A 23,355-nucleotide genomic window follows, 5' to 3' on the forward strand; every position below is an offset into this window, starting at 1 on the left:
AGCATTGCACGCCTGCCCGGGGCCCACGGTCCCTCGGACGGGTGATTGGCGGGGCGTCCGTCTGCCGTCGCCCTGACGGCCTGTGCGACGGGGCGCGGTGCCTACGCCTCCGGTTTGCGGTGCACCCGTGTGATCCAGTCCGCCGGTTTGCCGATCTCCGCCTTGGTGGGGAGGGTGTTCGGCGACGTCCACACGCGGTTGAAGCCCTCCATGCCGACCTCGTCGACGACCGCGCGGACGAAGCGCTCGCCGTCGCGGTACTGCCGGAGCTTGGCGTCCAGGCCGAGCAGCTTGCGCAGCGCCATGTCCAGGCGGGAGGCGCCCTTGGCGCGGCGCTGCTGGAACTTCTCGCGGATCTCCGCGACGCTCGGCACGACCTCGGGGCCCACGCCGTCCATGACGTAGTCGGCGTGACCCTCCAACAGCGACATCACGGCGGTGAGCCGACCGAGGATCTCCCGCTGGGCAGGGGTCTGCACGATCTCCACGAGGGAGCGCCCCTCGTCGCCCTCCTCGCCCTCGGGCCGCCCGCCGACCAGCGACTGCGCGGCCTCGCGCACCCGCTCCAGCACGGTCGTCGGGTCGACGTCGGTCTCCGCGAGGAACGCCTGGATCTCGCCCTCGAGGTGGTCCCGCAGCCAGGGCACGGCCGTGAACTGGGTGCGGTGCGTCTCCTCGTGGAGCGTCACCCACAGCCGGAAGTCGTGCGGCTCCACGTCGAGTTCGCGCTCCACGTGGACGATGTTGGGGGCGACCAGCAGCAGCCGACCGCCGCCGTTGGCCCCGGCCGGGAGGTCCCGGGTGGCAGGGGCGAACGTCTCGTACTGGCCGAGGACGCGGGAGGCCAGGAACGACAGGAGCATGCCCAGCTCCACGCCGGTGACCTTGCCGCCGACGGCGCCCATCATCACGTTGCCGGGGCTCGTGCCGCGTCGTTCCTGCATCTTGTCGAGCAGGGGTTTCAGCAGCTCGCGGAAGCCGGCGACGTTGGCCCGCACCCAGCCGGGGCGGTCCACCACCAGGAGGGGCGTGTCATGGGTCTCGGGCGTGCCGAGGTTCGTGAAGCCGCGGACGTGTTCCTCCGCGGACCGCGCGTGGCGGCGGAGCTCCGCGACGACGGCGCGGGCCTCGTCCCGGCTCACGTCGGGGCCCGGCCGCATGAGCCTGGTCGCGGTCGCGACCGCGAGGTTCCAGTCGACCATGCCGGATGAGGCAGCACCACCGATGCTCGTCATGTGTCAACGGTACGTGAGGGGTGGGGAAACGGGCAGATCCTCACAGCGGCGCCCCTGCCGGGGGGGGGTGCCCGGGGGCACGCCCAGGGACGCGGCACTTCACGCTCTGGGGCGCGAGGGCTGCGCCCTCAGGGGCGCGGGGAACTGCACCCTCAGGGGCGCGGGGAACTGCGCGAACGGGGGTCCGGGGGCGGAGCCCCCGAAGACGGGAGGGCAGGACGCCTCACGTCCAGGCGCCCTGAGTGCAGCCACGCTGCGGAGGGGCGTTGTCGTGCCGCGTTCCGTGAAGCCCTCTACGGCGTCCGGCAACCGCACGTCGCCAAGGCTGTCGCGGCCTTGTCCAAGGTCGTCTGGGCCGCCTCCGCCCCCGCCGTGTCGTTCGCGAGGAACGCGAACGCCAGCAGGCGGCCGTCGCGGTCCACGACCGTGCCGGCGAGCGTGTTGACGCCGGTCAGCGTGCCGGTCTTGGCGCGGACCAGGCCCGCCGCCCCGTCCGCGTAGCGGCTGGACAGCGTGCCGGTGAAGCCGGCGACGGGGAGGCCGGTGAGGGCGGAGCGCAGTTCCGGGTGGGCGGGGTCGCCCGCCTTGACGAGGAGGGCGGTCAGCAGGTCCGCGGTGAGCCGCCCGCCACGGTCCAGCCCGCTGCCGTCCTTGATCACCACGCCCTTCACGGGCAGCTTCAGCGCCTTCAGGCGCGCGGTGACCGCCGCCCCCGCGCCGGCGAAGTCGGCCTTCTTGCCGGTGGCCACGGCGGTGTGCCGGGCGAGCGCCTCGGCGATGTCGTTGTCGCTTTCGGTCAGCATGCGCTCGACGAGCGAGGAGAGCGGCGGCGAGGAGACCGTCGCGAGGGTGGTGGCGCGCGTGGTCGACTTCGACGGGCCGGGAGGCGTGGCCGTGATGCCGTGCGTCTTCAGCAGGTCGCCGAACGTCCGGGCGGCGTCCGCCGCGGGGTCGGGGACACGCTCGACGGGTCCGCTGGAGGAGTCGTCGGTGCGGCCCTCGTCGGCCATCAGAGGGGTGACGGCGGCGAGGTTCTCGTTGCGCCGCCCGATCGGGTGGGCCGTGTCGCCCTTGTAGAGGGTCGTGTCGTACGACAGCGTCACCTTGCGCACGCCCCGCTTGGCGAGGGCGGCCGCCGTACGGGCGGCCAGGTCGCGCAGGCTCGCGGAACCCTTGGCGTTCTTGCGGGCGGTGAGCGTCGGATCGCCGCCGCCGACCAGCACGACCTCCTCGGTGTCGGGCTCGTAGACCGTACGAGTGGTGAGCCGGTGGTCGGCGCCCAGCGCGGACAGCGCGGCGACCGCGGTGGCGATCTTCGTGGTGGAGGCGGGCGTGAGAGCGTTCCCGGAGTCCGCGCCGTAGAGGCGGCGGCCGGTGGCGGCGTCGACCACGGCGGCCGAGCGGCGGCCCAGCACCGGGTCCTTCAGCAGCGGGTCGAGGACGGCTGCGAGCGCCTTCCCGGCGGGCGCCGAACGGGCGGCGGTGGCGGTGCCGCCGAGGCCGGTGAGCACGGACGGGGCGGGCGGGGCGGCCTGCGGTCCGCGCGGCGGGGTGCCGGCGCGCGCCCGGGAGCCGTCGTGATCTGTGCCACGCGAGGCTTCCAGGGCCACGGCCCGGTGCCGCTCGGCCGTACGCTGACCCGAGGAGTCCCAGGGGCCGGCGGCGGTCGCCACTCCCGCGGCCAGCGCCAGACCGGCGGTGGCGGCGGTCGCGGTGTACCAGCCGGTTCCGGGCCGAGCGACCCGTGGGGCCCCCGGCGATCCCGGCCGGCGTCCCCTGGTGAACCACGGCCCGGTGGCCGCGGCGACCCGCGCCAGACGCGGTCGTACGGCGTCCGCGATCCGCACGACGTGCGGTCCCGCGGCCCGCCAAGGCCTCAGCTCTGGCACGACCACCAGCCCCTTTCGCGATCACACACCTGCGTGAGGGACACTTAACCACCAGAACGATGTGCTGATCATGGAGGAGCGTCCGGTGGAGTTCGACGTCACGATCGAGATCCCGAAGGGTTCGCGGAACAAGTACGAGGTGGACCACGAGACGGGTCGGATCCGCCTGGACCGTCGGCTCTTCACCTCGACCGCCTACCCGACCGACTACGGCTTCGTCGAGAACACCCTCGGCGAGGACGGCGACCCGCTGGACGCGCTGGTCATCCTGGACGAGCCGACGTTCCCGGGCTGCCTGATCCGCTGCCGCGCCATCGGCATGTTCCGCATGACCGACGAGGCCGGCGGCGACGACAAGCTGCTGTGCGTCCCGTCGACGGACCCGCGTGTGGAGCACCTGCGCGACATCCACCACGTGTCGGAGTTCGACCGCCTGGAGATCCAGCACTTCTTCGAGGTCTACAAGGACCTGGAGCCGGGCAAGTCCGTCGAGGGCGCCGACTGGGTCGGCCGGGTGGACGCCGAGGCCGAGATCGAGCGGTCCTACAAGCGCTTCAAGGACCAGGGCGGTCACTGAGCCCCCGCACCACGGGACGTGACGACGGGCCGCACGCCGACGCGTGCGGCCCGTCGTCGTGCGGCGTGCGCATACTGGCGGGGCAGAAGGCACACTGAAGGACGGTGTCGTCAGCAGGGAGAGAAAGGCACGTGACGGACGCGGAGGACCGCAAGCCGCAGTCGGACGAGGCGAGGAACGCCTTCGTACCCCCTTCCGGTCTCGCGGCGACGGCCGACAACGAGTCGTCGACGACGTCCGAGTTCGCCCTCCCCGACGGGCTGGCCGTGCCGAAGCCGGGACAGGAGTCCGAGACCACCTCGGAATTCGCCCTTCCGGACGGTCTTGACGTCGCCCCGCCCCCGCAGCACGAGCCGGAGGGCTCGGCGTTCAGCACGCCGAGGACGTACAGCGCCCGGCAGGCCACGTTCACCCCGCCGACCGGCGTCCCGCTGGTCCGGCTGACCAAGGACGTGCCCTGGCAGGACCGCATGCGCACGATGCTGCGCATGCCGGTGACCGAGCGGCCGGCCCCGGAGCCGGTGCAGCGGCACGACGACTCCGGCCCGGCCGTGCCGCGCGTGCTCGACCTGAGCCTGCGTATCGGGGAGCTCCTCCTGGCCGGCGGCGAGGGCGCCGAGGACGTGGAGGCGGCGATGTTCGCCGTGTGCCGCTCCTACGGCCTGGACCGCTGCGAGCCCAACGTCACCTTCACCCTGCTCGCGGTCTCCTACCAGCCGTCCCTGGTCGACGACCCGGTGACCGCCTCCCGCACGGTGCGCCGCCGCAGCCCCGACTACACCCGGCTGGCGGCCGTCTACCAGCTGGTGGACGACCTCAGCGACGACGAGACCCAGGTGTCCCTGGAGGAGGCGTACCGGCGGCTGGCGGAGATGCGCCGTAACCGGCACCCCTACCCCGGCTGGGCGCTGACGGCCGCGAGCGGGCTGCTCGCCGGCTCCGCCTCGGTGCTGGTCGGCGGTGGTCTGCTGGTGTTCGTCGCGGCGGCGGTCGGTGCCATGCTCGGCGACCGGCTGGCCTGGCTGTGCGCCGGGCGCGGGCTGCCGGAGTTCTACCAGTTCACGGTGGCGGCGACGCCGCCGGCCGCGATCGGGGTGGCGCTGACCCTGGCGCACGCGGACGTGAAGGCGTCCGCGGTGATCACCGGTGGGCTGTTCGCGCTGCTGCCCGGACGGGCGCTGGTGGCGGGCGTGCAGGACGGGCTGACCGGCTTCTACATCACGGCGTCGGCGCGTCTGCTGGAGGTGCTGTACTTCTTCGTCGGCATCGTGATCGGCGTGCTGACGGTGCTGTACTTCGGCGTGCAGCTCGGCGCCAACCTGGTGCCGGACGCCGCGCTCGGCGGGTCCGACCCGCAGCCGGTGCTCCAGATCGCCGCGTCCCTGGGCCTGTCGCTCGCCTTCGCGGTGCTGCTCCAGCAGGAGAGGTCCACCGTGCTGATGGTGACGCTGAACGGCGGGGTCGCCTGGGTGGTGTACGGGGCGATGCACGACGCGGGCGACATCTCGCCGGTGGCGTCCACGGCGGTGGCGGCCGGTGTGGTCGGCCTGTTCGGGCAGCTGCTGGCCCGCTACCGGTTCGCGTCCGCGCTGCCGTACACGACGGCCGCGATCGGGCCGCTGCTGCCCGGTTCGGCCACGTACTTCGGTCTGCTGGGCATCGCCCAGAACGAGGTCGACTCGGGCCTCGCCTCGCTCACCAAGGCGGTGGCGCTGGCGATGGCCATCGCGATCGGGGTGAACCTCGGTTCGGAGATCTCCCGGCTGTTCCTGCGGATCGGCTCGGCGGAGAAGCGACGGGCGGCGAAGCGGACGCGGGGTTTCTGACCCGCGTACCGCCCGCCGCCCGGCAGGGATCGCTCAGTGGCCGCCGTTGTACGGCTGCTGCTGGTCGTACCGCTGCTGGTCGTACTGCTGCTGGTCGTACCGCTGCTGGTCGTTGCCGTACGGCTGCCGGCGGGGCTGCTGCTGCGGGTAGCCGTTCGGCTGGCCGCCGTAGGGCGGGTGGGGCTGCTGCGGGTAGCCGCCCTGGCCGCCGTGCTGCTGGGGGCGGGGCTGCTGGGGAGCGGCGGCCGGGCTGATGCGGCGCAGCTGGGTGGTGGCGTCGTCCATGACCGGCGGCTGCGGGTGCTGCGCGGCGGCCGGGGCCTCGGCGGCGGCGCGCTTCTTCTTGCCGCGCTCACGCAGGTACTCGACGATGATCGGCACCACGGAGAGGAAGACGATCAGGATGAGGATCGCCTCGACGTGCTCCTTGATGAAGGAGATCTGGCCCAGCCAGTACCCGGCGAGGGTGACGCCCGTGCCCCAGGCGATGCCGCCGATGACGTTGTACGTGAAGAACGTGCGGTACTTCATCCGGCCGGCGCCGGCCACGATGGGCGCGAAGGTCCGCACGATGGGCACGAAGCGGGCCAGGACGATCGCCTTGGGCCCGTACTTCTCCATGAAGTCGTGGGCCTTCTCCAGGTTCTCCTGTTTGAAGAGCTTGGAGTTGGGCCGGTTGAACAGCCTGGGCCCGAAGTACTTGCCGATCATGTAGCCGACCTGGTCGCCGATCACGGCGGCGAGCACGATCAGCGTGCAGACCAGCCACAGCGGCTGGCTGATGTAGGTGCCCTCGGCCACGAACAGACCCGCCGTGAACAGCAGGGAGTCGCCGGGCAGGAACGCGAAGAGTCCGGATTCCGCGAAGACGATCAGCAGGATGCCGGGAAGGCTGAAGGTCTCGATGAGGTAGTCCGGGCTCAGCCACTCGGGGCCGAGCGCAAGCGTGGTCACGGGGATGTGGCTCCTGCAGCTGGGGGTCAAGGGCGGGGCTGGCTGCCCAAATTATGAACGCAGCCGTAGAAGCCCAGGTTCCGCGGGGGTACCCAGGATGCACTGTGCCCCGCCCCGCGCAAAGCCGCGAGCCGGCGCCGTGGGGTGATCGCCGCTGGTCGTGGCCCGGTGCGGCCGGGCCCACGACCGTCAGACGGTGTGCCGTACGGCGTTGGCGAGGATCGCGTCCCGCATGTACGCGGCCAGTCCCGGCTTCGCCTGGTCGATGTTGCGGGTGAACCGCTCGTCGTTGACGTACATCTCGCCCAGGCAGGTGTGCATCTCGTACCCGCAGTCGTAGTGGTTGCGGGAGATGCCCCGCCGGTGGTCCTCTGCGGCGTCCATCGCCGCCTCGGAGTCCGACGGCTCGCCCGCCTCCATCAGGGCGACGAAGCGCCGGGTCAGCTCGTCGGCCTCGTCCTGGATCCGCTGCCAGTCTTCCTTGGTGTAGGAGGCCGTCCGCTCCCGCGACTGGCGGTAGGCGTCGGTGTCGCCCCAGCGCTCCTGGACCTCCTCCTGGTACTGGTCGGGGTCGAAGTCGCCGAAGACCTCGAACTTCTCCTCGGGTGTCAGGTTGATTCCCATCGTGCGTGCCTCCATGGCCTGTTCCACGGCCGCCGCCATCTTCTGCAGCCTCTCGATCCGGGCGGTCAGCAGCTCGTGCTGGCGGCGCAGATGCGCGCGCGGGTCCGCGTCCGGGTCGTCGAGCAGCGCGGCGACCTCCTCGAGCGGGAAGCCGAGCTCGCGGTAGAACAGGATCTGCTGCAGCCGGTCGAGGTCGGCGTCGCTGTAGCGCCGGTGCCCCGCGTGGCTGCGCTCGCTCGGCACGAGCAGGCCGATGGCGTCGTAGTGGTGCAGGGTGCGCACCGTGACGCCGGCGAATCCGGCCACCTGTCCTACGGACCAGCTCATGTCCGCTCCCTTCCCTTGCGCGTTCCAGGCTGGGTCCTCACGCCACGTGAGGTGCAAGCGGGTTACCGGTTTATCCCTTTCACCCCCTTTATCGTGTGCGCGTGGCCCAGGACAGCACGCAGCCGGCGCCCGGCACCGCCCCGGCGGCCTCGGCACGCTCCCTCCTGCCGACCATCGTGCCCGCGCTGCTGGTCGGCGTGGTGACGAGCCTGGTCCTGCTGGGGGTGAGCGCGGCCGCCGAGGAACTGCAGCACGCGCTCTGGCAGGACCTGCCGGACGCGCTCGGCGTGGGGCGCTACTCCGTGGCGTGGATGTTCGCTGTGCTGACCGCCACCGGTGTCGCGGTCGGGCTCGTGGTGTGGAAGGTCCCCGGACACGCGGGCCCCGACCCGGCGACCACCGGTCTGGAGGCGCCGGTGCTGCCGCTCGCGGTGCTGCCCGGGCTGCTGCTGGTGACCGCGCTGGTCCTGGCGGGCGGGCCCAGCCTGGGACCGGAGAACCCGATCATCGCCGTGAACGTCTCGCTGGCGGTCCGGTTCGGAGCCCGCGCCTTCCCGAAGACGGCCCGGCGGGGCTGGGTGGCCCTGGCGGAGGCGGGGACCATCGGCGCGCTGTTCGGCACGCCGGTCGCCGCCGCGCTGGTGATCTCCGAGGCGCTGGCCGGGCAGCGCGTCAAGGGCCAGCTGTGGGACAGCCTGTTCGCACCGCTGGCCGCCGCCGGGGCCGGCGCGCTGACCACCACGCTGGTCTCGGAGCCCAGCTTCGACCTGCATCTGCCGGCGTTCGCGGGGCCCGGCTGGGCCGATCTGCTGGCGTCGCTCGTGGTGGCCTCGGCGGGCGCGCTGCTCGGCATGTGCGCCGTCTACGCCTTCCCGTACGTGCACGGCGCGTTCCGGCGGCTGCGGCACCCGATGCTGATGCTCCCGGCCGGAGGGGTGGTCCTGGGCGCCCTCGCCGCCCTGGGCGGGCACCTCACCCTGTTCAAAGGGCTCGACGAGATCGCCGAGCTGGCCGCCGACCCCGACGGCTGGACGGCGGGCGAGTTCGCCGTGATGACGGTGGTGAAGCTGGCCGCGCTGCTGGTCGCCGCGTCCTGCGGCTTCCGCGGCGGCCGGATCTTCCCGTCGGTGTTCATCGGGACCGCGCTCGGCCTGTGCGCGCACGCCCTGGTGCCCGGGGTGCACCCGGCGGTCGGGGTGTCGGCGGCCGTCCTGGGCGTGCTGCTGGCCGTCACCCGGCAGGGCTGGGTGAGCCTGTTCGTCGCAGCCGTCCTGGCCTCCTCCCCCGGCATCCTCACGCTGCTCTGCCTCGCCTCCCTGCCCGCCTGGCTGCTCGTCACCGGCCGCCCGCACATGCAGCTGCGGCCGGACGGGACGGCCGTCAGGTGACCCCGCTCCCCAGGCGGTCCCGCCCCGGGCCGCCCGACCCCTATGGAGGATCCATGCCGCTGCACCCCGGCCGGCCTGCCGGTGAGCGCCCGATGTCCGTCAACCCCTTCCTGGGGCCCGCGAACCCGGTCGGGGGGATGACCCAGGCTCCGCCCAGGCACCGGCTCCCGGACGGCCCCATGGCCCCGTCGACGGCGTACCAGCTGGTGCACGACGAGCTGATGCTGGACGGCAACGCCCGGCTGAACCTGGCCACCTTCGTCACCACCTGGATGGAGCCCGAGGCCGGGGTGCTGATGATGGAGTGCCGCGACAAGAACATGATCGACAAGGACGAGTACCCGCGCACCGCCGAGTTGGAGCGGCGCTGCGTGGCGATGCTCGCCGACCTGTGGCGTGCGCCCGACCCGTCGAAGGCCGTGGGCTGTTCGACCACCGGTTCCAGCGAGGCGTGCATGCTGGCGGGCCTGGCCCTGAAGCGGCGCTGGGCGCTGCGCAACGCCGGCCGCTACCCCTCGCGGGAGGCCCGCCCCAACCTGGTGATGGGGATCAACGTCCAGGTGTGCTGGGACAAGTTCTGCACCTTCTTCGAGGTGGAGCCCCGTCAGGTGCCCATGGAGGGCGACCGCTTCCACCTCGACCCGGCGGCCGCCGCCGAGCTGTGCGACGAGAACACCATCGGCGTCGTCGGCATCCTCGGCTCCACCTTCGACGGGTCCTACGAGCCGGTCGCCGAGCTGTGCGCGGCCCTGGACGACCTCCAGGAGCGCACGGGCCTGGACATCCCGGTGCACGTCGACGGGGCGTCGGGGGCGATGATCGCGCCGTTCCTCGACGAGGACCTGGTGTGGGACTTCCGCCTCGACCGGGTGGCGTCCATCAACACCTCGGGACACAAGTACGGTTTGGTGTACCCGGGGGTGGGCTGGGTGCTGTGGCGGGACGCGGCGGCGCTGCCCGAGGAGCTGGTGTTCCGGGTGAACTACCTGGGCGGCGACATGCCGACCTTCGCGCTGAACTTCTCCCGGCCGGGCGCCCAGGTGGTGGCGCAGTACTACTCCTTCCTGCGGCTGGGCCGGGACGGCTACCGCGCGGTGCAGCAGGCCGCGCGGGACGTCGCCACGGGGCTGTCCGCGCGGATCGAGGCGCTCGGCGACTTCCGGCTGCTCACCCGGGGCGACGAGCTGCCGGTGTTCGCGTTCACCACCGCGCCGGACGTGACGGCGTTCGACGTGTTCGACGTGGCGCGGCGGCTGCGGGAGAACGGCTGGCTGGTGCCCGCGTACACCTTCCCGGCGAACCGTCAGGACCTCGCGGTGCTGCGGGTGGTGTGCCGCAACGGTTTCTCCGAGGACCTCGCCGCCCTGTTCGCCGAGGACCTGACCCGGCTGCTGCCCGATCTGAGGAGCCAGTCGCACCCGCTCACCAGGGACCGGAACGCGGCGACCGGGTTCCACCACTGAGCCGGGTGGTCCGGCTCCCGCACGGACGGGAGCCGGACCACGCGCGCCCTACCTGCTGAGCCGGGCGAACCGCCGTACCGCCAGCGGGAAGAACACCACGAGCAGGGCGAGGGGCCAGAGGACCGCGGCCCCCACGTGCCCCGACTCCGCTCCCGGCGCGCCGAACAGGTCCCGTACGGCCGCGGCCGTGTGGGAGATCGGGTTCCACTGCACGACCGTCGCGAGCCAGCCGGGCATGGACTCGGGGACGGCGAAGACGGTGGACAGGAAGCCGAACGGCCAGACCAGGATCTGTACGGCCTGCACCATCTCCGGCTTGCCCGCCACCAGCGCCAGAAGAATGCCGACCCACAGCATCGCGAACCGGAGCAGCAGGAGCAGTCCCAGCGCGCCCAGGAACGCGCCCGGGCCCGCGTCCGTGCGCCAGCCGAGCGCGGCGGCCACGCCGAGCAGCACCGTGAGGCCGAGCACCGACTGGAGCATGTCGGCGACGGAGCGGCCCACCAGCACCGCGCCGTCGGCCATCGGCATGGACCGGAACCGGTCGACGACCCCCTTGTTCATGTCCTGGGTGACGGCGATCATCGTGCCCTCCAGGCCGAAGGCCATGCTGAGCGCGAGCATCCCCGGCAGCAGATAGCCGAGGTAGTCGCCGCCCACTCCCCGCCCGCCGCCGATGAGGTAGCCGAACATCAGCAGCAGCATCACCGGGAAGACCAGGTTCACCACCACCGCGGCCGGCTGCCGTCCCCAGCGGGCCAGCTCCCTGCGGGTCATGGTCCAGGAGTCGGTCAGTGCGTACACCGTGCTGGTCATGCTGCCTCCTTCACTCGCTCGTCGCGCCCGGTGAGGTGCAGGAAGACCTCGTCGAGCGTGGGCCTGCGCAGAGCGACGTCCTCGGCCTCGACGCCGGCCTCCTGCAGGGCTCGCACCACGGCCGTGAGGGCCGCCATGCGGTCGGTGACCGGCGCGCTCAGCAGCCGCCGGTCGGCGTCCACGGCGACCGCCTCCCGCGGTACGGGCAGCAGGCCCGCCGCCGCCTCCAGCTGCCCGGCGTCGCGCACCACCACGTCGATGCGGTCGCCGCCGGTGGCCGTCTTCAGCTGGTCCACCGTGCCGTCCGCGACGACCCGGCCGGAGTCCACCATCGACACCCGGTCGGCCAGCTGGTCCGCCTCCTCCAGGTACTGCGTGGTGAGCAGGACCGTGGTCCCGCCACCGACCAGGGAGCGCACCGCGTCCCACACCTCGGCGCGGCCTCGCGGGTCGAGTCCGGTGGTCGGTTCGTCCAGGAAGAGCACCTCCGGTTCGGTGATCAGGGAGGCGGCGAGGTCGAGGCGGCGCCGCATGCCGCCGCTGTACCGCCCCACGGCCTTGGCTCCGGTCTCCGCGAGCCCGAAGCGCTCCAGCAGTTCGTCCGCCCGGGCGCGGGCCCGCCGGGCGCCCAGGTGGTGGAGGCGGCCGAACAGGTCGAGGTTCTGCCTGCCGCCGAGTTCCTCGTCGAGCGCCGCGTGCTGGCCGAGCAGGCCGATGCGCAGGCGCACCTGGTACGCCTCGCGCACCACGTCGTGTCCCGCCACCACGACCCGGCCGGAGTCGGGGCGGAGCAGGGTGGACAGGACCCGGACCAGAGTGGTCTTGCCCGCGCCGTTCGGCCCGAGCACCGCGTGGACCGTGCCGCGGGCGACCGTGAGGTCGAGTCCGTCGAGTGCGGCCGTGCCCGATCCCTTGGCTCCCCGGTACGTCTTGCGTGCTTCTTCGACGGTGATCGCCGCGTCGGACACTGAAGCCCCTCTCATTAGTCAAAGTTGACTAGTGCCAGGCAGCGTAATACCCGAGGCACTCACTTATCAAACTTGATTACTCGGATTCCCCGGGATGCCGCTGTTCCGTGGCGTACGGGTTGTCCTCGCCCTCGGCGAGCACGCCGACGAACGGCTCGCCCTCGCCGGCGAAGGTGTAGGCGCCGCCCCGGATGCGTGCGACGAGGCCGCGCGTCCACGCGGCCCCGGTGTCCGCCGAGTGGACCCAGAAGTCCATGATCTCGCCGATGTGCCCCAGCTCACCGGGCCCGTTCTCCGGGACGTAGTACTCCGTGACCGCCTTGCGCCACTCCTCGATCGACGCCAGCCGCCGCTCCAGCAGGGCCAGGGCCTCCTCGCGCTCCAGGTCGACCATCAGGCCGAGCCCCGCCGAGAGCACGTCCGGCTTCTGGTCGTAGGAGGTCAGCGCCTCGCGCAGCAGCCGGAAGTACTCCTCCGTGCCCTGCTCGGTGACCTCGTACTCGGTGCGCGGCGGGCCGCCGGCCGTGGAGGGGGCGGTCTCGTGCGCGACGAGCAGCCCCTGCTTGGCCATCTGCTTCAGCGCGTGGTAGATCGAGCCGGGCTTGGCGTTGGACCACTCGTGCGCGCCCCAGTACTCCAGGTCGTTGCGCACCTGGTAGCCGTGGGCCCGCCCGTGCTGACGCACCGCGCCGAGCACGAGAAGACGGATCACTGACATGCCGACCAGCGTAGGCCGCACCCGGACGGCGCCGGGAGCGGCCCACGGATGCGCGCCGGACGGCCCGGAACCGGACCGCTCAGAACGGGAAGCCGCTGCGGCCGTGCTGCACCGAGATCCACTTGGTGGTGGTGAAGGCGTCCAGCATCGTGTCGCCGTTCAGCCGGCCCACGCCCGAGTGCTTCTCGCCGCCGAAGGGGACGATCGGCTCGTCGTGCACGGTGCCGTCGTTGACGTGGAACATCCCGGTGTCGATCCGCTTCGCGAACCGCACGCCCCGCTCGACGTCCCCGGTGTGCACGGCGCCGCTGAGCCCGTAGGGGGTGTCGTTCACCAGACGCACCGCCTCCTCCTCGCCGTCGAACGGGACGAGGAAGGCGACCGGGCCGAAGACCTCCTGCCGCAGCAGGGCGGAGTCGGCCGGCAGCCCGGTGACGACGGACGGCTCGACCACGTTGTTGCTGCGTCCGCCGTGCACCAGGGCGGTGGCGCCCTCGGAGAGTGCCTGCTCGACGACGCCCGTGAGCGCGTCCGCCTGCCGGGAGTTGATCACCGGGCCGATGACGGTCTCCGGGTCGCGCGGGTCGCCGGCCCTCAGCGTGCGCACCTTGGCGACGAACTTCTCGGTGAACTCGTCGGCCACGGCCCGGTCGACCAGGATGCGGTTGGCGGCCATGCAGACCTGGCCCTGGTGGACGTACCGGCTGAACACGGCCGCGTCCACGGCGTAGTCCACGTCGGCGTCGTCCAGGACCACCAGCGCGCTGTTGCCGCCCAGCTCCAGCACCGCGCGCTTGAAGAGGGAGGCGCAGACGGTCGCGACGTGCCGGCCGACCTCGTCGGAGCCGGTGAAGGAGATGACCTTCGGGAGCGGGTGCTCGATGAAGGCGTCGCCTATCTCCGCGATGTCGGTGATCACGACGTTGAGCAGCCCGGCGGGCAGCCCCGCGTCCTCGAAGATCTTCCCGATCAGGGAACCGCCGACGACCGGGGTGTTCTGGTGCGGCTTGAGCACCACTCCGTTGCCCAGCGCGAGCGCGGGGGCGACGGACTTCAGCGACAGCAGGAAGGGGAAGTTGAACGGGCTGATCACGCCGACCACGCCGACCGGCTCGCGGTAGACGCGGTTCTCCTTGCCGTCCACCGGCGAGGGGATGATCCGGCCCTCGGGGGCGAGCGCCAGGTGCACCGACTCGCGCAGGAACTCCTTGGCGAGGTGCAGCTCGAAGGCCGCCTTGAGTCGGGTGCCGCCCAGCTCGGCGACGATCGCCTCGGCTATCTCCTCCTCGCGCTCCTCGACCAGCCGGAGCGCCTTCTCGAACACCGCGCGGCGGGCGTAGGGGTTGGTGGCCGCCCACTCCTTCTGCGCGCGGGCCGCCGCCCGGTACGCCTGGTCGACCTCGTCGACCGTGGCGATGGTGATCGACGCGAGCTTCTCGTCGTCGTACGGGTTGAAGTCGATGATGTCCCAGGAGCCGGTGCCCGGGCGCCACTCACCGTCGATGTACTGCTGAGCCAGGTCGGTGAAGTACGACGACATGTGATCCCTCGATCCCTCGCTGCGTCAGCAGAAACACGATCAGCACACCGGGGTGTGATCACACGTCATCGTACTTGTGCGGCAGGGGAGTTGAAGGTGCTGTACGGACAGACGCCGGTGTCCTTCAGGACAGTTGCAGCAGCCCTCGGAGCAGGTCGCGGCTCTCGTCGGGACCCGGGCTGTCGTGCTGCAGCTCCTTGAGCGCCTTCTCGTACTGGGCCACGTCCTCGGCCTTGTCCAGGTACAGCGCGCTGGTGAGCTGCTCCAGGTACACCACGTCCGAGAGGTCGGACTCGGGGAAGCTGAGGATGGTGAAGGCACCGGACTCCCCGGAGTGGCCGCCCATGCTGAACGGCACCACCTGGAGACGGACGTTGGGCCGCTCGGAGACGTCGATCAGGTGCTGGAGCTGCCCGCGCATCACCGCGCGGTCGCCGTACGGCCGGCGCAGCGCCGCCTCGTCGAGCACCACGTGGAACTCCGGGGCGTTCTCCGCGACCAGGTACTTCTGCCGCTCCATCCGGAGCGCCACCCGGCGGTCCACGTCGGCGTCGCTCGCGCTCTTCATCCCGCGCCGCACCACGGCGCGGGCGTACTCCTCGGTCTGCAGCAGGCCGTGCACGAACTGCACCTCGTAGGCGCGCAGCAGCGAGGCCGCGCCCTCCAGGCCGACATAGGTGGGGAACCAGCTGGGCAGGACGTCCGAGTAACTGTGCCACCAGCCCGCCACGTTGGCCTCCTTGGCGAGGGAGACCAGCGAGGCCCGCTCCTGCTCGTCCGTGATGCCGTACAGCGTCAGCAGGTCTTCCACGTCCCTGGTCTTGAAGCTCACCCGGCCCAGCTCCATCCGGCTGATCTTCGATTCGGAGGCGCGGATCGAGTAGCCCGCGGCCTCGCGCGTGATCCCCCGCGCCTCACGCAGTCGCCTGAGTTGTGATCCGAGCAGCATGCGCCGCACCACCGATCCCGGCTCTCCCGCGCTCACGTTCGACAGCCTCCCCAACGTCTTCAAGGCCCGCAGTCTGCCACTAAAACACTCCGAGCAGTACTCGACCGATTACACAAACGGAATTCGGCCGCACGATCCGGTCAGGAAGCGGCACGGAACGGGCACCGCCACGCAACAAGGGGGCAAGAGAACAGCCAGGAGGAGACGCGGGGATGACGGAAAAATTGCCCAACAAACCAGAACGGTAGGGCTGATTTCGGTCAGCTGCACGTGCATCTGCCCTTGCATCTGCTGTGCGCATCCGAAACCATGGGCCCCGCACCACCGCCGCCTCGCTACGACCGCGAATTCCGGGAGTGCCTCGCATGGGGACGAATGGATCGACCATGCTCGAGCCGTTACGGCAGGGCCTTCCGCCGCTGAACCTCGCGGCCGCCTCGGACGCCGCCTCCTGCGCCCTGCACGCCCGCTACGAAGCGGTGCGCGAGGCCCGGCAGTTCACCCGGGACACCCTGGACCAGTGGCACCTCGGCGAGCGGTTCGACGACGTCTGCCTGGTGGTCTCCGAGCTCGTCACCAACGCCCTGCGCCACGCCCTGCCGGCGGCCACCCCGCGCCTCGCCGCCGCGGAGGCCCCGGTGCGGCTGCACCTGATGCGGTGGACCGGACGGCTGGTGTGCGCGGTGCGCGACCCCAGCGACGAGGGCCCGGTCACCCGCGAGCCGGAGGACCTGTCCGAGGACTGCTCCGCCGAGTCGGGACGCGGGCTGTTCCTGGTCGACTCCTTCAGCGAGAGCTGGGGCTGGCACCCGCTGGCCGGTGCGCTCAGCGGCAAGGTGGTGTGGGCGCTGTTCCGGCTCCCACAGCCCTGATCTGCGCACGGCGCACGCGCGTGCCGCTTGTCTACGCGCGTCGCGTCCGACGGACCCGGCCCGCGCCTGCGCCGCCCGCGGTCAGCTCGCCACCAGGTGGTCGAACTCGCCGTCCTTCACGCCCAGCAGCATGGCCTCGATCTCCGCGCGGGTGTAGACGAGCGCGGGGCCCTCGGGGAAGCGGGAGTTGCGCACCGCGACCTCCCCGCCGGGCAGCCGGGCGAACTCCACGCAGGACCCCTGCGAGTTGCTGTGCCTGCTCTTCTGCCAGGCCACACCGTCCAGCCGGGTGGCCGCCATGCCGTTGTACACGCCGAACGCGCCGGCACCGTCGTGCCCGTCACCGTCGTACACGTCGTGGTCCACAGGTCGCTCCCCGCTGGTGCACTGGCTGGTGTGGCCATTGATGCAGTGGTCAACTGACCCGGATCATAACTCCGTTCACGTGCATATGCAGGCGCAGATGCACGTGCACGAGGGGTGGCGGCGCGGTTACAGCCTCACTCGCCGCACGGTGCCCGCTTTGACGGACGTCTTACCGATCCCCCGCTGCCTTAGAGACGCGCGCAGGGGCGATTGTGTTCCCTCATGTGCCCTTCCGGTGGGTGGCAGGTGATGTGCTCCGGGCGGGCCGGCGTCGATGGTGCGAGGTCCGTCACGCAACCCTGGCCGGGCGCGGTGCGGTTCCTGTTAGCTGACTCCGGTCGTCCGGCCACCCGGGCCGGAACCAGGGAGGGGACCAACGGTGACTGTGGAGACTTCGGCGGGGCACACCGGTCCGGCGCACATGGGTCCGGCGCACACGCGCGGAGGGCGCTTCGGGCGGGCCCGGTGGACGGCCGCGGCCCTGGGTCTGGCCGGCTCGCTGGCCCTGACCGCGTGCGGCGGCGACGGCGGCTCGGACGACTCCTCGGCCACGCCCACCCCGTCCGTCACACGGACCGCGGACTCCGGCGGCGGCACGGGCGGCTCCGAGAACGCCCCGGCCGGCGGTCTCCAGGGCAGCTGGCTCACCACCGCGGACGGCAAGGCGGTGGTCCTGATGGTCAACGGCGAGGAGGCGGCCCTCTTCGCCACGGGCGGCACGGTGTGCAGCGGCACGGCGAAGGGCGACACCGAGCCGACGATCACCCTGAAGTGCCCGACGGGCAACGGCGACCGCACGAAGGGGACGGTGACGTCGGTCGACGGGAAGTCCCTCACGGTCACGTGGGAGGGCCCGGCGGGCGAGGAAACGTACACCAAGGCAGAGGGCGGCAGCCTGCCCCCGGGCCTCCCGACCGAGGGCCTGGGCTCGTAGGGACAGGCGATCCCGCCGCCTGCGGGCAGTCACGCGCACCGTCCGGGGGCAGTCGTGCCGCTCGGGGCGGCACGGGCGGGCGCAGACGGCACCCGCAGGCGGCGCCGCTGACGCGCCCGCACCCCGACGTCAGCGGCGCCGCCCCAACCGCCCCCGCGCCGCGGTGACCGCCTCCTCCGCCGCCCGGCTCCCTTCCTGCCACCCCGCCACATCACTCACCCCTCGCAACCGCGTGGTCGACGTGGACGGGAACAACCGCTCCATCCGCTCCCCCACAGCGACCTCCCGCGACGCCAGCACGGGCAACAGCCCCTCCCCCACCGGCACCTCGGCCGCGGCAGCGGCCAACCGCACCCCCACCCGCTGGGCGTACGCCGCCAGAAAAGACTGCCGAAACGTCTTCGTCCGCTTCCGGCCGCCCGCCCGCTGCGCCGCCTCCGCCTCGGTCATCGCACCCGTCGCCTGCACCAGCAGCGAGGTGTAGAGCAGTTCGACCGCCTCGAGGTCGGACGCGAACCCCACCACCGTCGAGAACCCGAACGCGTCGTTCCACACCGCCCGGCAGTGGTTCGCCGAGGCCACCGCGTCCAGCAGCACCGCCTTGGCCTGCTCGTACGGCGGGTCCACCCCGATCCGGACGGCGTCCGGCCCCTCCGCGACGGCCCCTTGCGCGGCGAGCAGCGCCTCGTCCACGCTGTGCCGCGCCATCAGCTCCTGAGCCTTGGCGCTCAGCGCCTCCGCCTCCTCCGGGAACCCGGTCGCCTCGGCCTTCGCCAGCAGCGCCCGGATGCGCCCGAGCATCCGTGACTCCGGCCTCCGCTCCCGCCCGCCGGACGGCGAGGACGTCGACGCCCCCGCCGCCTGGTCGAGCGGCTCCAGCGAGGGCAGGCGCAGCAGCAGCCGGTACAGCTCCAGGACGGCGGTGGCGTACGAGAACCGGTCACCGAGCGCGGCCGCGTCGGACGTCGGCACCTCGGCGACCTGCGCCTCCCACCGCGCCCCCCGTGCCCGCCCGTCCCGCCGCGCCTGGGCACGGATCAGCGAGCCCGCCAGACGGACGTGCGTCTCGTCCAGCTCCCGCCGCACCACCCGGACGACGTCCGCGGGCTGCCACCCCCGCCGCCAGGCGGACGCGACGATGTCCTCGCCGCGGCGGGCGAGCTCGGCGTCCGCCGCGGGGTCGGCGGCGAGCAGGGACGCCCCCGTGTCGAGGGTGTCGTCGCCCGTGTCGTAGAGGGCGGAGCGGAAGGCGCGGTCGACGGTGCCGGACATACTCACAGGGCCGATCGTGCCACGCCGCGCCCCGTCACCCGGAAGTGTCAACGACGGGTTGACACCCTGGCACTGTCAACTTACGGTTGACACATGACGACGAACCCCGCCATCAAGTCATCCGTCCGTCTCGACGACCTCATCGCGGCCATCAAGACGGTCCACGACGAACCGCTCGAACAGCTCCAGGACGCGGTGCTCGCCGGTGAGCACCTCGGCGACGTCGCGGACCATCTGATCGGCCACTTCGTCGACCAGGCCCGGCGCTCCGGCGCCTCCTGGACCGACATCGGCAAGAGCATGGGCGTCACCCGCCAGGCCGCCCAGAAGCGCTTCGTCCCCCAGGGCGGCAACGACCTCGACCCGAGTCAGGGCTTCAACCGCTACACGCCCCGCGCCCGCAACACGATCATGGCCGGCCACAACGAGGCGCAGACCGCCCGCAGCGCGGAGATGGGCCCCGAGCACCTGGTCCTCGGACTGCTGGCCGAACCGCAGGGCCTGGCCGTCAAGGCGATCACCGAACAGGGCGTCACCGTGGACGCGGTCCGTGACGCCGCGCGCGCGGCGCTGCCGCCCGCCGCCGAGAACGCCCCCGAGCTGGTGCCGTACAACTCGGCCGCCAAGAAGGTGCTGGAACTGACCTTCCGCGAGGCGCTGCGCCTCGGCCACAACTACATCGGCACCGAGCATCTCCTGCTCGCCCTCCTGGAGCACGAGAACGGCACCGGTGTGCTCAGCGGCCTCGGCGTCACCAAGGACGCCACCGAGCGGTACGTGGCCGAGATGCTCGCGCAGTACGTGGAGACGAGGACGGGGGACGAGCCGGCGCAGGAGGGCTGATCCGCGGCCCGGCCGGCCCGCTCCCACCAGGCCGTTGTCACACCCCCCTGCGACACTCGCGTACATGGCCGGCAGGTGGGTGCTCGCTCCGGCCGAGGACGGTGGCGTGGACGTCGCACCCCTCGGCCCCGACGGGCTGCCCTCGGGCCCGGTGCGGCGCGAGGCGGACCTCGCCGAGGCCGTACGGAGCCGTCCGGGCGTCACCCGGTGGGTGTGGCGGTCCACGGCCGAGGTCTACCCACGTCTGCTCGCCACGGGGGTGCGAGTGGAGCGGGCGTACGACGTCGAGGCCGCCGAGACCCTGCTCCTCGGCCACGAGGGGCGGTACGGGGAGCCGCGTTCGGCCGAGGCCGCGCTGGCCCGGCTGCGCGGCGGACCCGTGCCGCCCGACCCGCCGCAGCGGCACGCGGACCCGGGCGCCCAGTCCTCGCTGTTCGACCCGCAGGCGGCCCCGCTGCCGCCGGCCGACCTGCTCGCGGTCTACGCCGAGCAGCAGCGGCGCACCGACGCCACCGCGCACCCGGACCGGATGCGCCTGCTGACGGCAGCCGAGTCGGCGGGCATGCTGATCGCCGCCGAGATGAACCGCGCGGGGCTGCCCTGGCGCACGGACGTGCACCGCGCGCTGCTGCACGACCTGCTGGGCGAGCGGTACGCGGGCGGCGGCGAGCCGCGCCGGCTGGCCGAGCTGGCCGACGAGGTGTCCGCCGCCTTCGGCCGCCGGGTCCGGCCCGACCTCCCGGCCGACGTGGTCAAGGCGTTCGCGCAGGCCGGGATCAAGGTGACGTCCACCCGCCGCTGGGAGCTGCGGTCGGTGGACCATCCGGCGGTGAAGCCGCTCCTCGAGTACAAGAAGCTGTACCGCATCTGGGTCGCGCACGGCTGGTCCTGGCTTCAGGACTGGGTGCGCGACGGCCGCTTCCGCCCCGAGTTCCTGGCGGGCGGCACCGTGACCGGCCGCTGGGTCACCCACGGCGGCGGCGCCCTGCAGATCCCCAAGGTGATCCGCCGCGCGGCGGTCGCCGACCCGGGCTGGCGGCTCGTCGTCGCCGACGCCGACCAGATGGAACCACGGGTGCTGGCGGCGATCTCCCGCGACCCCGGTCTGATGGAGGTGGCCGGCCGGGAGAGCGACCTCTACCAGGCGGTGTCCGAGCGCGCCTTCTCCGGCGACCGCGACCGCGCCAAGATCGCCGTCCTGGGCGCGGTGTACGGGCAGACCTCCGGCGACGGCCTGAAGAACCTCGCCGCGCTGCGCCGCCGCTTCCCCCAGGCCGTCGCGTACGTCGACGAGGCGGCGCGCGCGGGCGAGGAAGGGCGGCTGGTCCGCACCTGGCTGGGCCGCACCTGCCCGCCGGCCGCGCGGACGACGGACGACGCGGTGGAGGAGGCGGGCATCCCGGTGGCGCGGGACGAGCCGGACCCCGACACGGCCCGCGCGTGGACCCCGGGCTACGCCTCGACCGACGCCCGCGCCCGGGGCCGTTTCGCCCGCAACTTCGTGGTGCAGGGCAGCGCGGCCGACTGGGCGCTGCTGCTGCTCGCGGGACTGCGCCGGGCGCTGACCGGCATGGCGGCGGAGCTGGTCTTCTTCCAGCACGACGAGGTGATCGTGCACTGCCCCGAGGAGGAGACGGAAGCGGTGACGGCGGCGATCCGCGAGGCCGCCGAGCAGGCGGGGCGGATCGCCTTCGGACAGACGCCGGTGCGCTTTCCGTTCACCACCGCGGTGGTGGAGTGCTACGCCGACGCGAAGTGACACCCCGCCGGGGAGTGCGCGCAGGGCTCCGCCGCCCGTTCGCGGGCGTAGTCCCGCACGAGGTCGTACGGCTCGAAGCGGCCGTAGGTGGTCTCCTCCAGCAGTGCCACGTCGGCCAGCCGCTCCAGCGCCGCCTCCGCCCGCGCCTCGTCGACGCCGGTGAGGCGGGCCAGCGACGGGGCGTCGCAGAAGGGCAGGTCGAGGCCGCCGATGTGGCGCAGGACGAGTGCCGCGTCCCGGTCGGTGCGGCGGTCGGAGGCGGTGAGCGCGTCGAAGGCCGCGTCCAGTGAGCGGCGGACGCCGAGGTCGTCGTGGTCGAGGAGGTCCAGGCGGCTGTCCGCGGCGGCGAGCTGCGCGGCGAGGGCGTCCGGGGTGAGGGCCCGGCGGGCGGCGAGCCGGGCCGCGACGACGCGCAGCGCGAGCGGAAGCCGGCCGGTGAGGGCGACCAGCGGGTGCCGGGCGGTGATGTCCTCCCTCCCGGACGCGGCGCGCAGCAGCGCGGCGCTCTCCTCGTCGCTCAGCGGCCGGAGGAGGAAGCGGGCTGAGCCGTCGAGGGCGGTGAGGGGCGACCGGCTGGTGACGACGACGCCGCACCCGGGCCCTGCGGGCAGCAGCGGCCGCACCTGGGCGGCGCTCGCGGCGTCGTCCAGCACGAGCAGCGTACGGGTGGGGGCAAGCAGGGACCGCAGCAGCGCGGAGGCGGCGTCGGGGTGTCCGGGGACGTCACCGGAGGGGACGCCGAGGTCACGCAGGAGCGAGGCGAGGGCCTCCTCGACGGTCAACGGCGTGGAACCGGGTTCCGTGGCACGCAGGTTGAGGTGGAGCTGACCGCCGCTGAAACGTTCCTCCAGGGCATGCGCGACCTGGAGCGCGAGGGCGCTCTTCCCGACGCCGGCCGTCCCGCTGAGGACGACGGCGCCCGCCGCGTCCGCCCCGGAGAGCGCCCGGGCGATGCCCTCCCGGACGTCCGCCCGCCCCACGAAGTGAACTGGCGCGGGCGGCAGTTGCGCGGGCCGCACCCACCGGGACGCGCCGTCCCGCGTCCCGCTGCCCCGCAGCACCTCGACGTGCGCCTCGCGTACGGGCTTCCCCGGCTCCACGCCGAGTTCGTCGGCGAGGCGGGCGCGCAGATCACGGTGGACGACGAGGGCCTCGGCCTGACGGCCGGTGCGGTGCAGGGCGAGCATGAGCTGACGGTGGTAGGCCTCCCGCAGCGGATGCTCGGCGGCCAGGGCGGACAGCTCGGGCACGAGGTCGGCCAGGCCGTCGTCGCCCAGGGCGAGTTCGGCGTCGTAGCGCCACTCGTGGAGCAGCAGCCGCGCCTCCTCCAGGCGGCGCACGAGGGCGTACCCGCCCACCTCGGGGGCCAGCCCGCCCAGCGGACTCCCCCGCCACAGCCCGAGCGCGGCCCGGCACTCGCGGCGCACGCGCTCCCAGTCGCCCCCGGCGCGGGCGGCACGGGCGCCCGAGACGTGGGCGTCGAAGACCTGGACGTCGAGTTCGCCGTCGTCGACGCGGAGGACGTACCCCGTGGGCACGGTGAGAAGCCGGCCGGGCTCGTCGAGGAGGCGGCGCAGCCGGGCGACGTGGTTGTGCAGCGAGGGCAGCGCGGAGACGGGCGGCTCCCCGCCCCACAGGGCGTCCTTCAGACCCTCGACGGAGACGACCCGCCCGGCGTCGAGCAGCAGGACGGCGAGGAGGGTGCGGAGTTTGGCGCTGGTGACGGGGAGAACCGGGGTGCCGTTGCGGCTGCAGGGGGCGTGAGGGGGTGCCACCCCGCCGGGGGCCGGCCCGTCGGAGGCGGGCTCACCGGGGGTGGGCTCACCGCCGTAGAGGACAGGCGTCCCCAGCAGTCCGAAGCGCAGACCGCGCCGTGTCACGCCGCACCACTGCCTTTCGGGTGACCGAGGGGGAATCCATTGGCCTCATGTTAGCCATCCGTTGGCAAGGTTTGATGTGATCACTACATCGGATCCGGCCCGGGGGTGCGCGCGCGAGCGCAACTCGGGGGAGTGTCGCCGCCGGCCGATCCGCT

At 72.8% G+C, this 23,355-nt stretch carries 20 protein-coding genes; 8 read left to right on the forward strand and 12 right to left on the reverse strand.

Translation table 11 applies throughout. The annotated features are described in order from the left end of the window. Positions 1-101: 101 nt before the first annotated feature. Complete coding sequence (locus tag ACF1AG_RS12150) at positions 102-1,235, reverse strand: zinc-dependent metalloprotease (RefSeq protein WP_078492963.1); 1,134 nt, start codon at positions 1,233-1,235, stop codon at positions 102-104. A gap of 293 nt (positions 1,236-1,528) precedes the next feature. Beyond that, on the reverse strand, positions 1,529-3,130 hold the full coding sequence (gene dacB, locus ACF1AG_RS12155) for a D-alanyl-D-alanine carboxypeptidase/D-alanyl-D-alanine-endopeptidase (RefSeq protein ID WP_391809693.1): 1,602 nt from the start codon (positions 3,128-3,130) through the stop codon (positions 1,529-1,531). Between the two features lie 79 nt (positions 3,131-3,209). On the opposite strand from dacB, the gene ACF1AG_RS12160 reads away from it, so the two are divergent. Then, positions 3,210-3,701 (forward strand): inorganic diphosphatase, encoded by a 492-nt coding sequence (locus ACF1AG_RS12160; protein ID WP_024885835.1) that lies wholly within the window; start codon positions 3,210-3,212, stop codon positions 3,699-3,701. A gap of 131 nt (positions 3,702-3,832) precedes the next feature. After that, positions 3,833-5,527 carry a threonine/serine exporter ThrE family protein gene (locus tag ACF1AG_RS12165; RefSeq protein WP_387795766.1) on the forward strand — a complete coding sequence of 565 codons (1,695 nt, stop codon included), beginning with the start codon at positions 3,833-3,835 and terminating at the stop codon, positions 5,525-5,527. 33 nt (positions 5,528-5,560) lie between these two features. Here the strand turns inward: ACF1AG_RS12165 and ACF1AG_RS12170 are convergent, their stop codons facing one another. Together ACF1AG_RS12170 and ACF1AG_RS12175 are read right to left on the reverse strand one after the other, a co-directional pair. Continuing rightward, the gene (locus ACF1AG_RS12170) at positions 5,561-6,481 is read right to left on the reverse strand and encodes a VTT domain-containing protein (RefSeq protein WP_391809694.1); all 921 of its coding nucleotides are present in this window, start codon (positions 6,479-6,481) and stop codon (positions 5,561-5,563) included. 189 nt (positions 6,482-6,670) lie between these two features. After that, positions 6,671-7,432 (reverse strand): MerR family transcriptional regulator, encoded by a 762-nt coding sequence (locus tag ACF1AG_RS12175; protein ID WP_359599834.1) that lies wholly within the window; start codon positions 7,430-7,432, stop codon positions 6,671-6,673. A gap of 101 nt (positions 7,433-7,533) precedes the next feature. On the opposite strand from ACF1AG_RS12175, the gene ACF1AG_RS12180 reads away from it, so the two are divergent. Beyond that, positions 7,534-8,820, forward strand: coding sequence for an ion channel protein (locus tag ACF1AG_RS12180; protein ID WP_359599836.1), 1,287 nt, complete (start codon positions 7,534-7,536; stop codon positions 8,818-8,820). A gap of 53 nt (positions 8,821-8,873) precedes the next feature. After that, entirely contained in the window at positions 8,874-10,283 is a 1,410-nt protein-coding gene (locus ACF1AG_RS12185; RefSeq protein WP_359599837.1) for a glutamate decarboxylase, read from the forward strand. Positions 10,284-10,331: 48 nt separating this feature from the next. On the opposite strand, the gene ACF1AG_RS12190 is transcribed toward ACF1AG_RS12185, so the two are convergent. The 5 genes from ACF1AG_RS12190 to ACF1AG_RS12210 all read right to left on the reverse strand — a co-directional run bounded on the left by ACF1AG_RS12190 (position 10,332) and on the right by ACF1AG_RS12210 (position 15,274). Further along, the gene (locus tag ACF1AG_RS12190; protein WP_359599839.1) at positions 10,332-11,099 is read right to left on the reverse strand and encodes an ABC transporter permease; all 768 of its coding nucleotides are present in this window, start codon (positions 11,097-11,099) and stop codon (positions 10,332-10,334) included. Further along, positions 11,096-12,067 (reverse strand): ATP-binding cassette domain-containing protein, encoded by a 972-nt coding sequence (locus tag ACF1AG_RS12195; RefSeq protein WP_359599840.1) that lies wholly within the window; start codon positions 12,065-12,067, stop codon positions 11,096-11,098. The genes ACF1AG_RS12190 and ACF1AG_RS12195 overlap by 4 nt, the downstream gene beginning before the upstream one ends. 76 nt (positions 12,068-12,143) lie before the next feature. Next, positions 12,144-12,785 carry a PadR family transcriptional regulator gene (locus ACF1AG_RS12200; protein ID WP_359599841.1) on the reverse strand — a complete coding sequence of 214 codons (642 nt, stop codon included), beginning with the start codon at positions 12,783-12,785 and terminating at the stop codon, positions 12,144-12,146. Positions 12,786-12,864: 79 nt separating this feature from the next. Continuing rightward, the gene (locus ACF1AG_RS12205) at positions 12,865-14,325 is read right to left on the reverse strand and encodes an aldehyde dehydrogenase family protein (RefSeq protein WP_391809695.1); all 1,461 of its coding nucleotides are present in this window, start codon (positions 14,323-14,325) and stop codon (positions 12,865-12,867) included. 124 nt (positions 14,326-14,449) lie between these two features. Next, positions 14,450-15,274, reverse strand: coding sequence for a helix-turn-helix transcriptional regulator (locus ACF1AG_RS12210; RefSeq protein ID WP_359599903.1), 825 nt, complete (start codon positions 15,272-15,274; stop codon positions 14,450-14,452). A 386-nt stretch (positions 15,275-15,660) separates the two neighbouring features. On the opposite strand from ACF1AG_RS12210, the gene ACF1AG_RS12215 reads away from it, so the two are divergent. Continuing rightward, positions 15,661-16,146 carry an ATP-binding protein gene (locus ACF1AG_RS12215; protein WP_359599843.1) on the forward strand — a complete coding sequence of 162 codons (486 nt, stop codon included), beginning with the start codon at positions 15,661-15,663 and terminating at the stop codon, positions 16,144-16,146. Between the two features lie 81 nt (positions 16,147-16,227). Here the strand turns inward: ACF1AG_RS12215 and ACF1AG_RS12220 are convergent, their stop codons facing one another. Continuing rightward, on the reverse strand, positions 16,228-16,512 hold the full coding sequence (locus ACF1AG_RS12220) for a DUF397 domain-containing protein (protein ID WP_391809696.1): 285 nt from the start codon (positions 16,510-16,512) through the stop codon (positions 16,228-16,230). Positions 16,513-16,933: 421 nt separating this feature from the next. Between ACF1AG_RS12220 and ACF1AG_RS12225 the strand changes: the two genes are divergently transcribed. Next, positions 16,934-17,446, forward strand: coding sequence for a hypothetical protein (locus ACF1AG_RS12225; RefSeq protein WP_391809793.1), 513 nt, complete (start codon positions 16,934-16,936; stop codon positions 17,444-17,446). 129 nt (positions 17,447-17,575) lie between these two features. On the opposite strand, the gene ACF1AG_RS12230 is transcribed toward ACF1AG_RS12225, so the two are convergent. Then, positions 17,576-18,724 carry a DUF2786 domain-containing protein gene (locus tag ACF1AG_RS12230; protein WP_391809697.1) on the reverse strand — a complete coding sequence of 383 codons (1,149 nt, stop codon included), beginning with the start codon at positions 18,722-18,724 and terminating at the stop codon, positions 17,576-17,578. A gap of 87 nt (positions 18,725-18,811) precedes the next feature. Between ACF1AG_RS12230 and ACF1AG_RS12235 the strand changes: the two genes are divergently transcribed. Both ACF1AG_RS12235 and ACF1AG_RS12240 read left to right on the forward strand, forming a co-directional pair. Beyond that, the gene (locus ACF1AG_RS12235; RefSeq protein ID WP_359599848.1) at positions 18,812-19,561 is read left to right on the forward strand and encodes a Clp protease N-terminal domain-containing protein; all 750 of its coding nucleotides are present in this window, start codon (positions 18,812-18,814) and stop codon (positions 19,559-19,561) included. 64 nt (positions 19,562-19,625) lie between these two features. After that, positions 19,626-21,320, forward strand: a complete 1,695-nt coding sequence (locus tag ACF1AG_RS12240) for a bifunctional 3'-5' exonuclease/DNA polymerase (RefSeq protein WP_391809698.1) — start codon at positions 19,626-19,628, stop codon at positions 21,318-21,320. Here the strand turns inward: ACF1AG_RS12240 and ACF1AG_RS12245 are convergent. After that, complete coding sequence (locus ACF1AG_RS12245; protein ID WP_359599852.1) at positions 21,302-23,200, reverse strand: BTAD domain-containing putative transcriptional regulator; 1,899 nt, start codon at positions 23,198-23,200, stop codon at positions 21,302-21,304. The two genes, ACF1AG_RS12240 and ACF1AG_RS12245, sit on opposite strands and share 19 nt — an antisense overlap. Between the last annotated feature and the right edge of the window lie 155 nt (positions 23,201-23,355).

Origin of the sequence: Streptomyces sp. NPDC014764 (assembly GCF_043082785.1) — a bacterium.
GTDB classification, from domain to species: domain Bacteria; phylum Actinomycetota; class Actinomycetes; order Streptomycetales; family Streptomycetaceae; genus Streptomyces; species Streptomyces althioticus.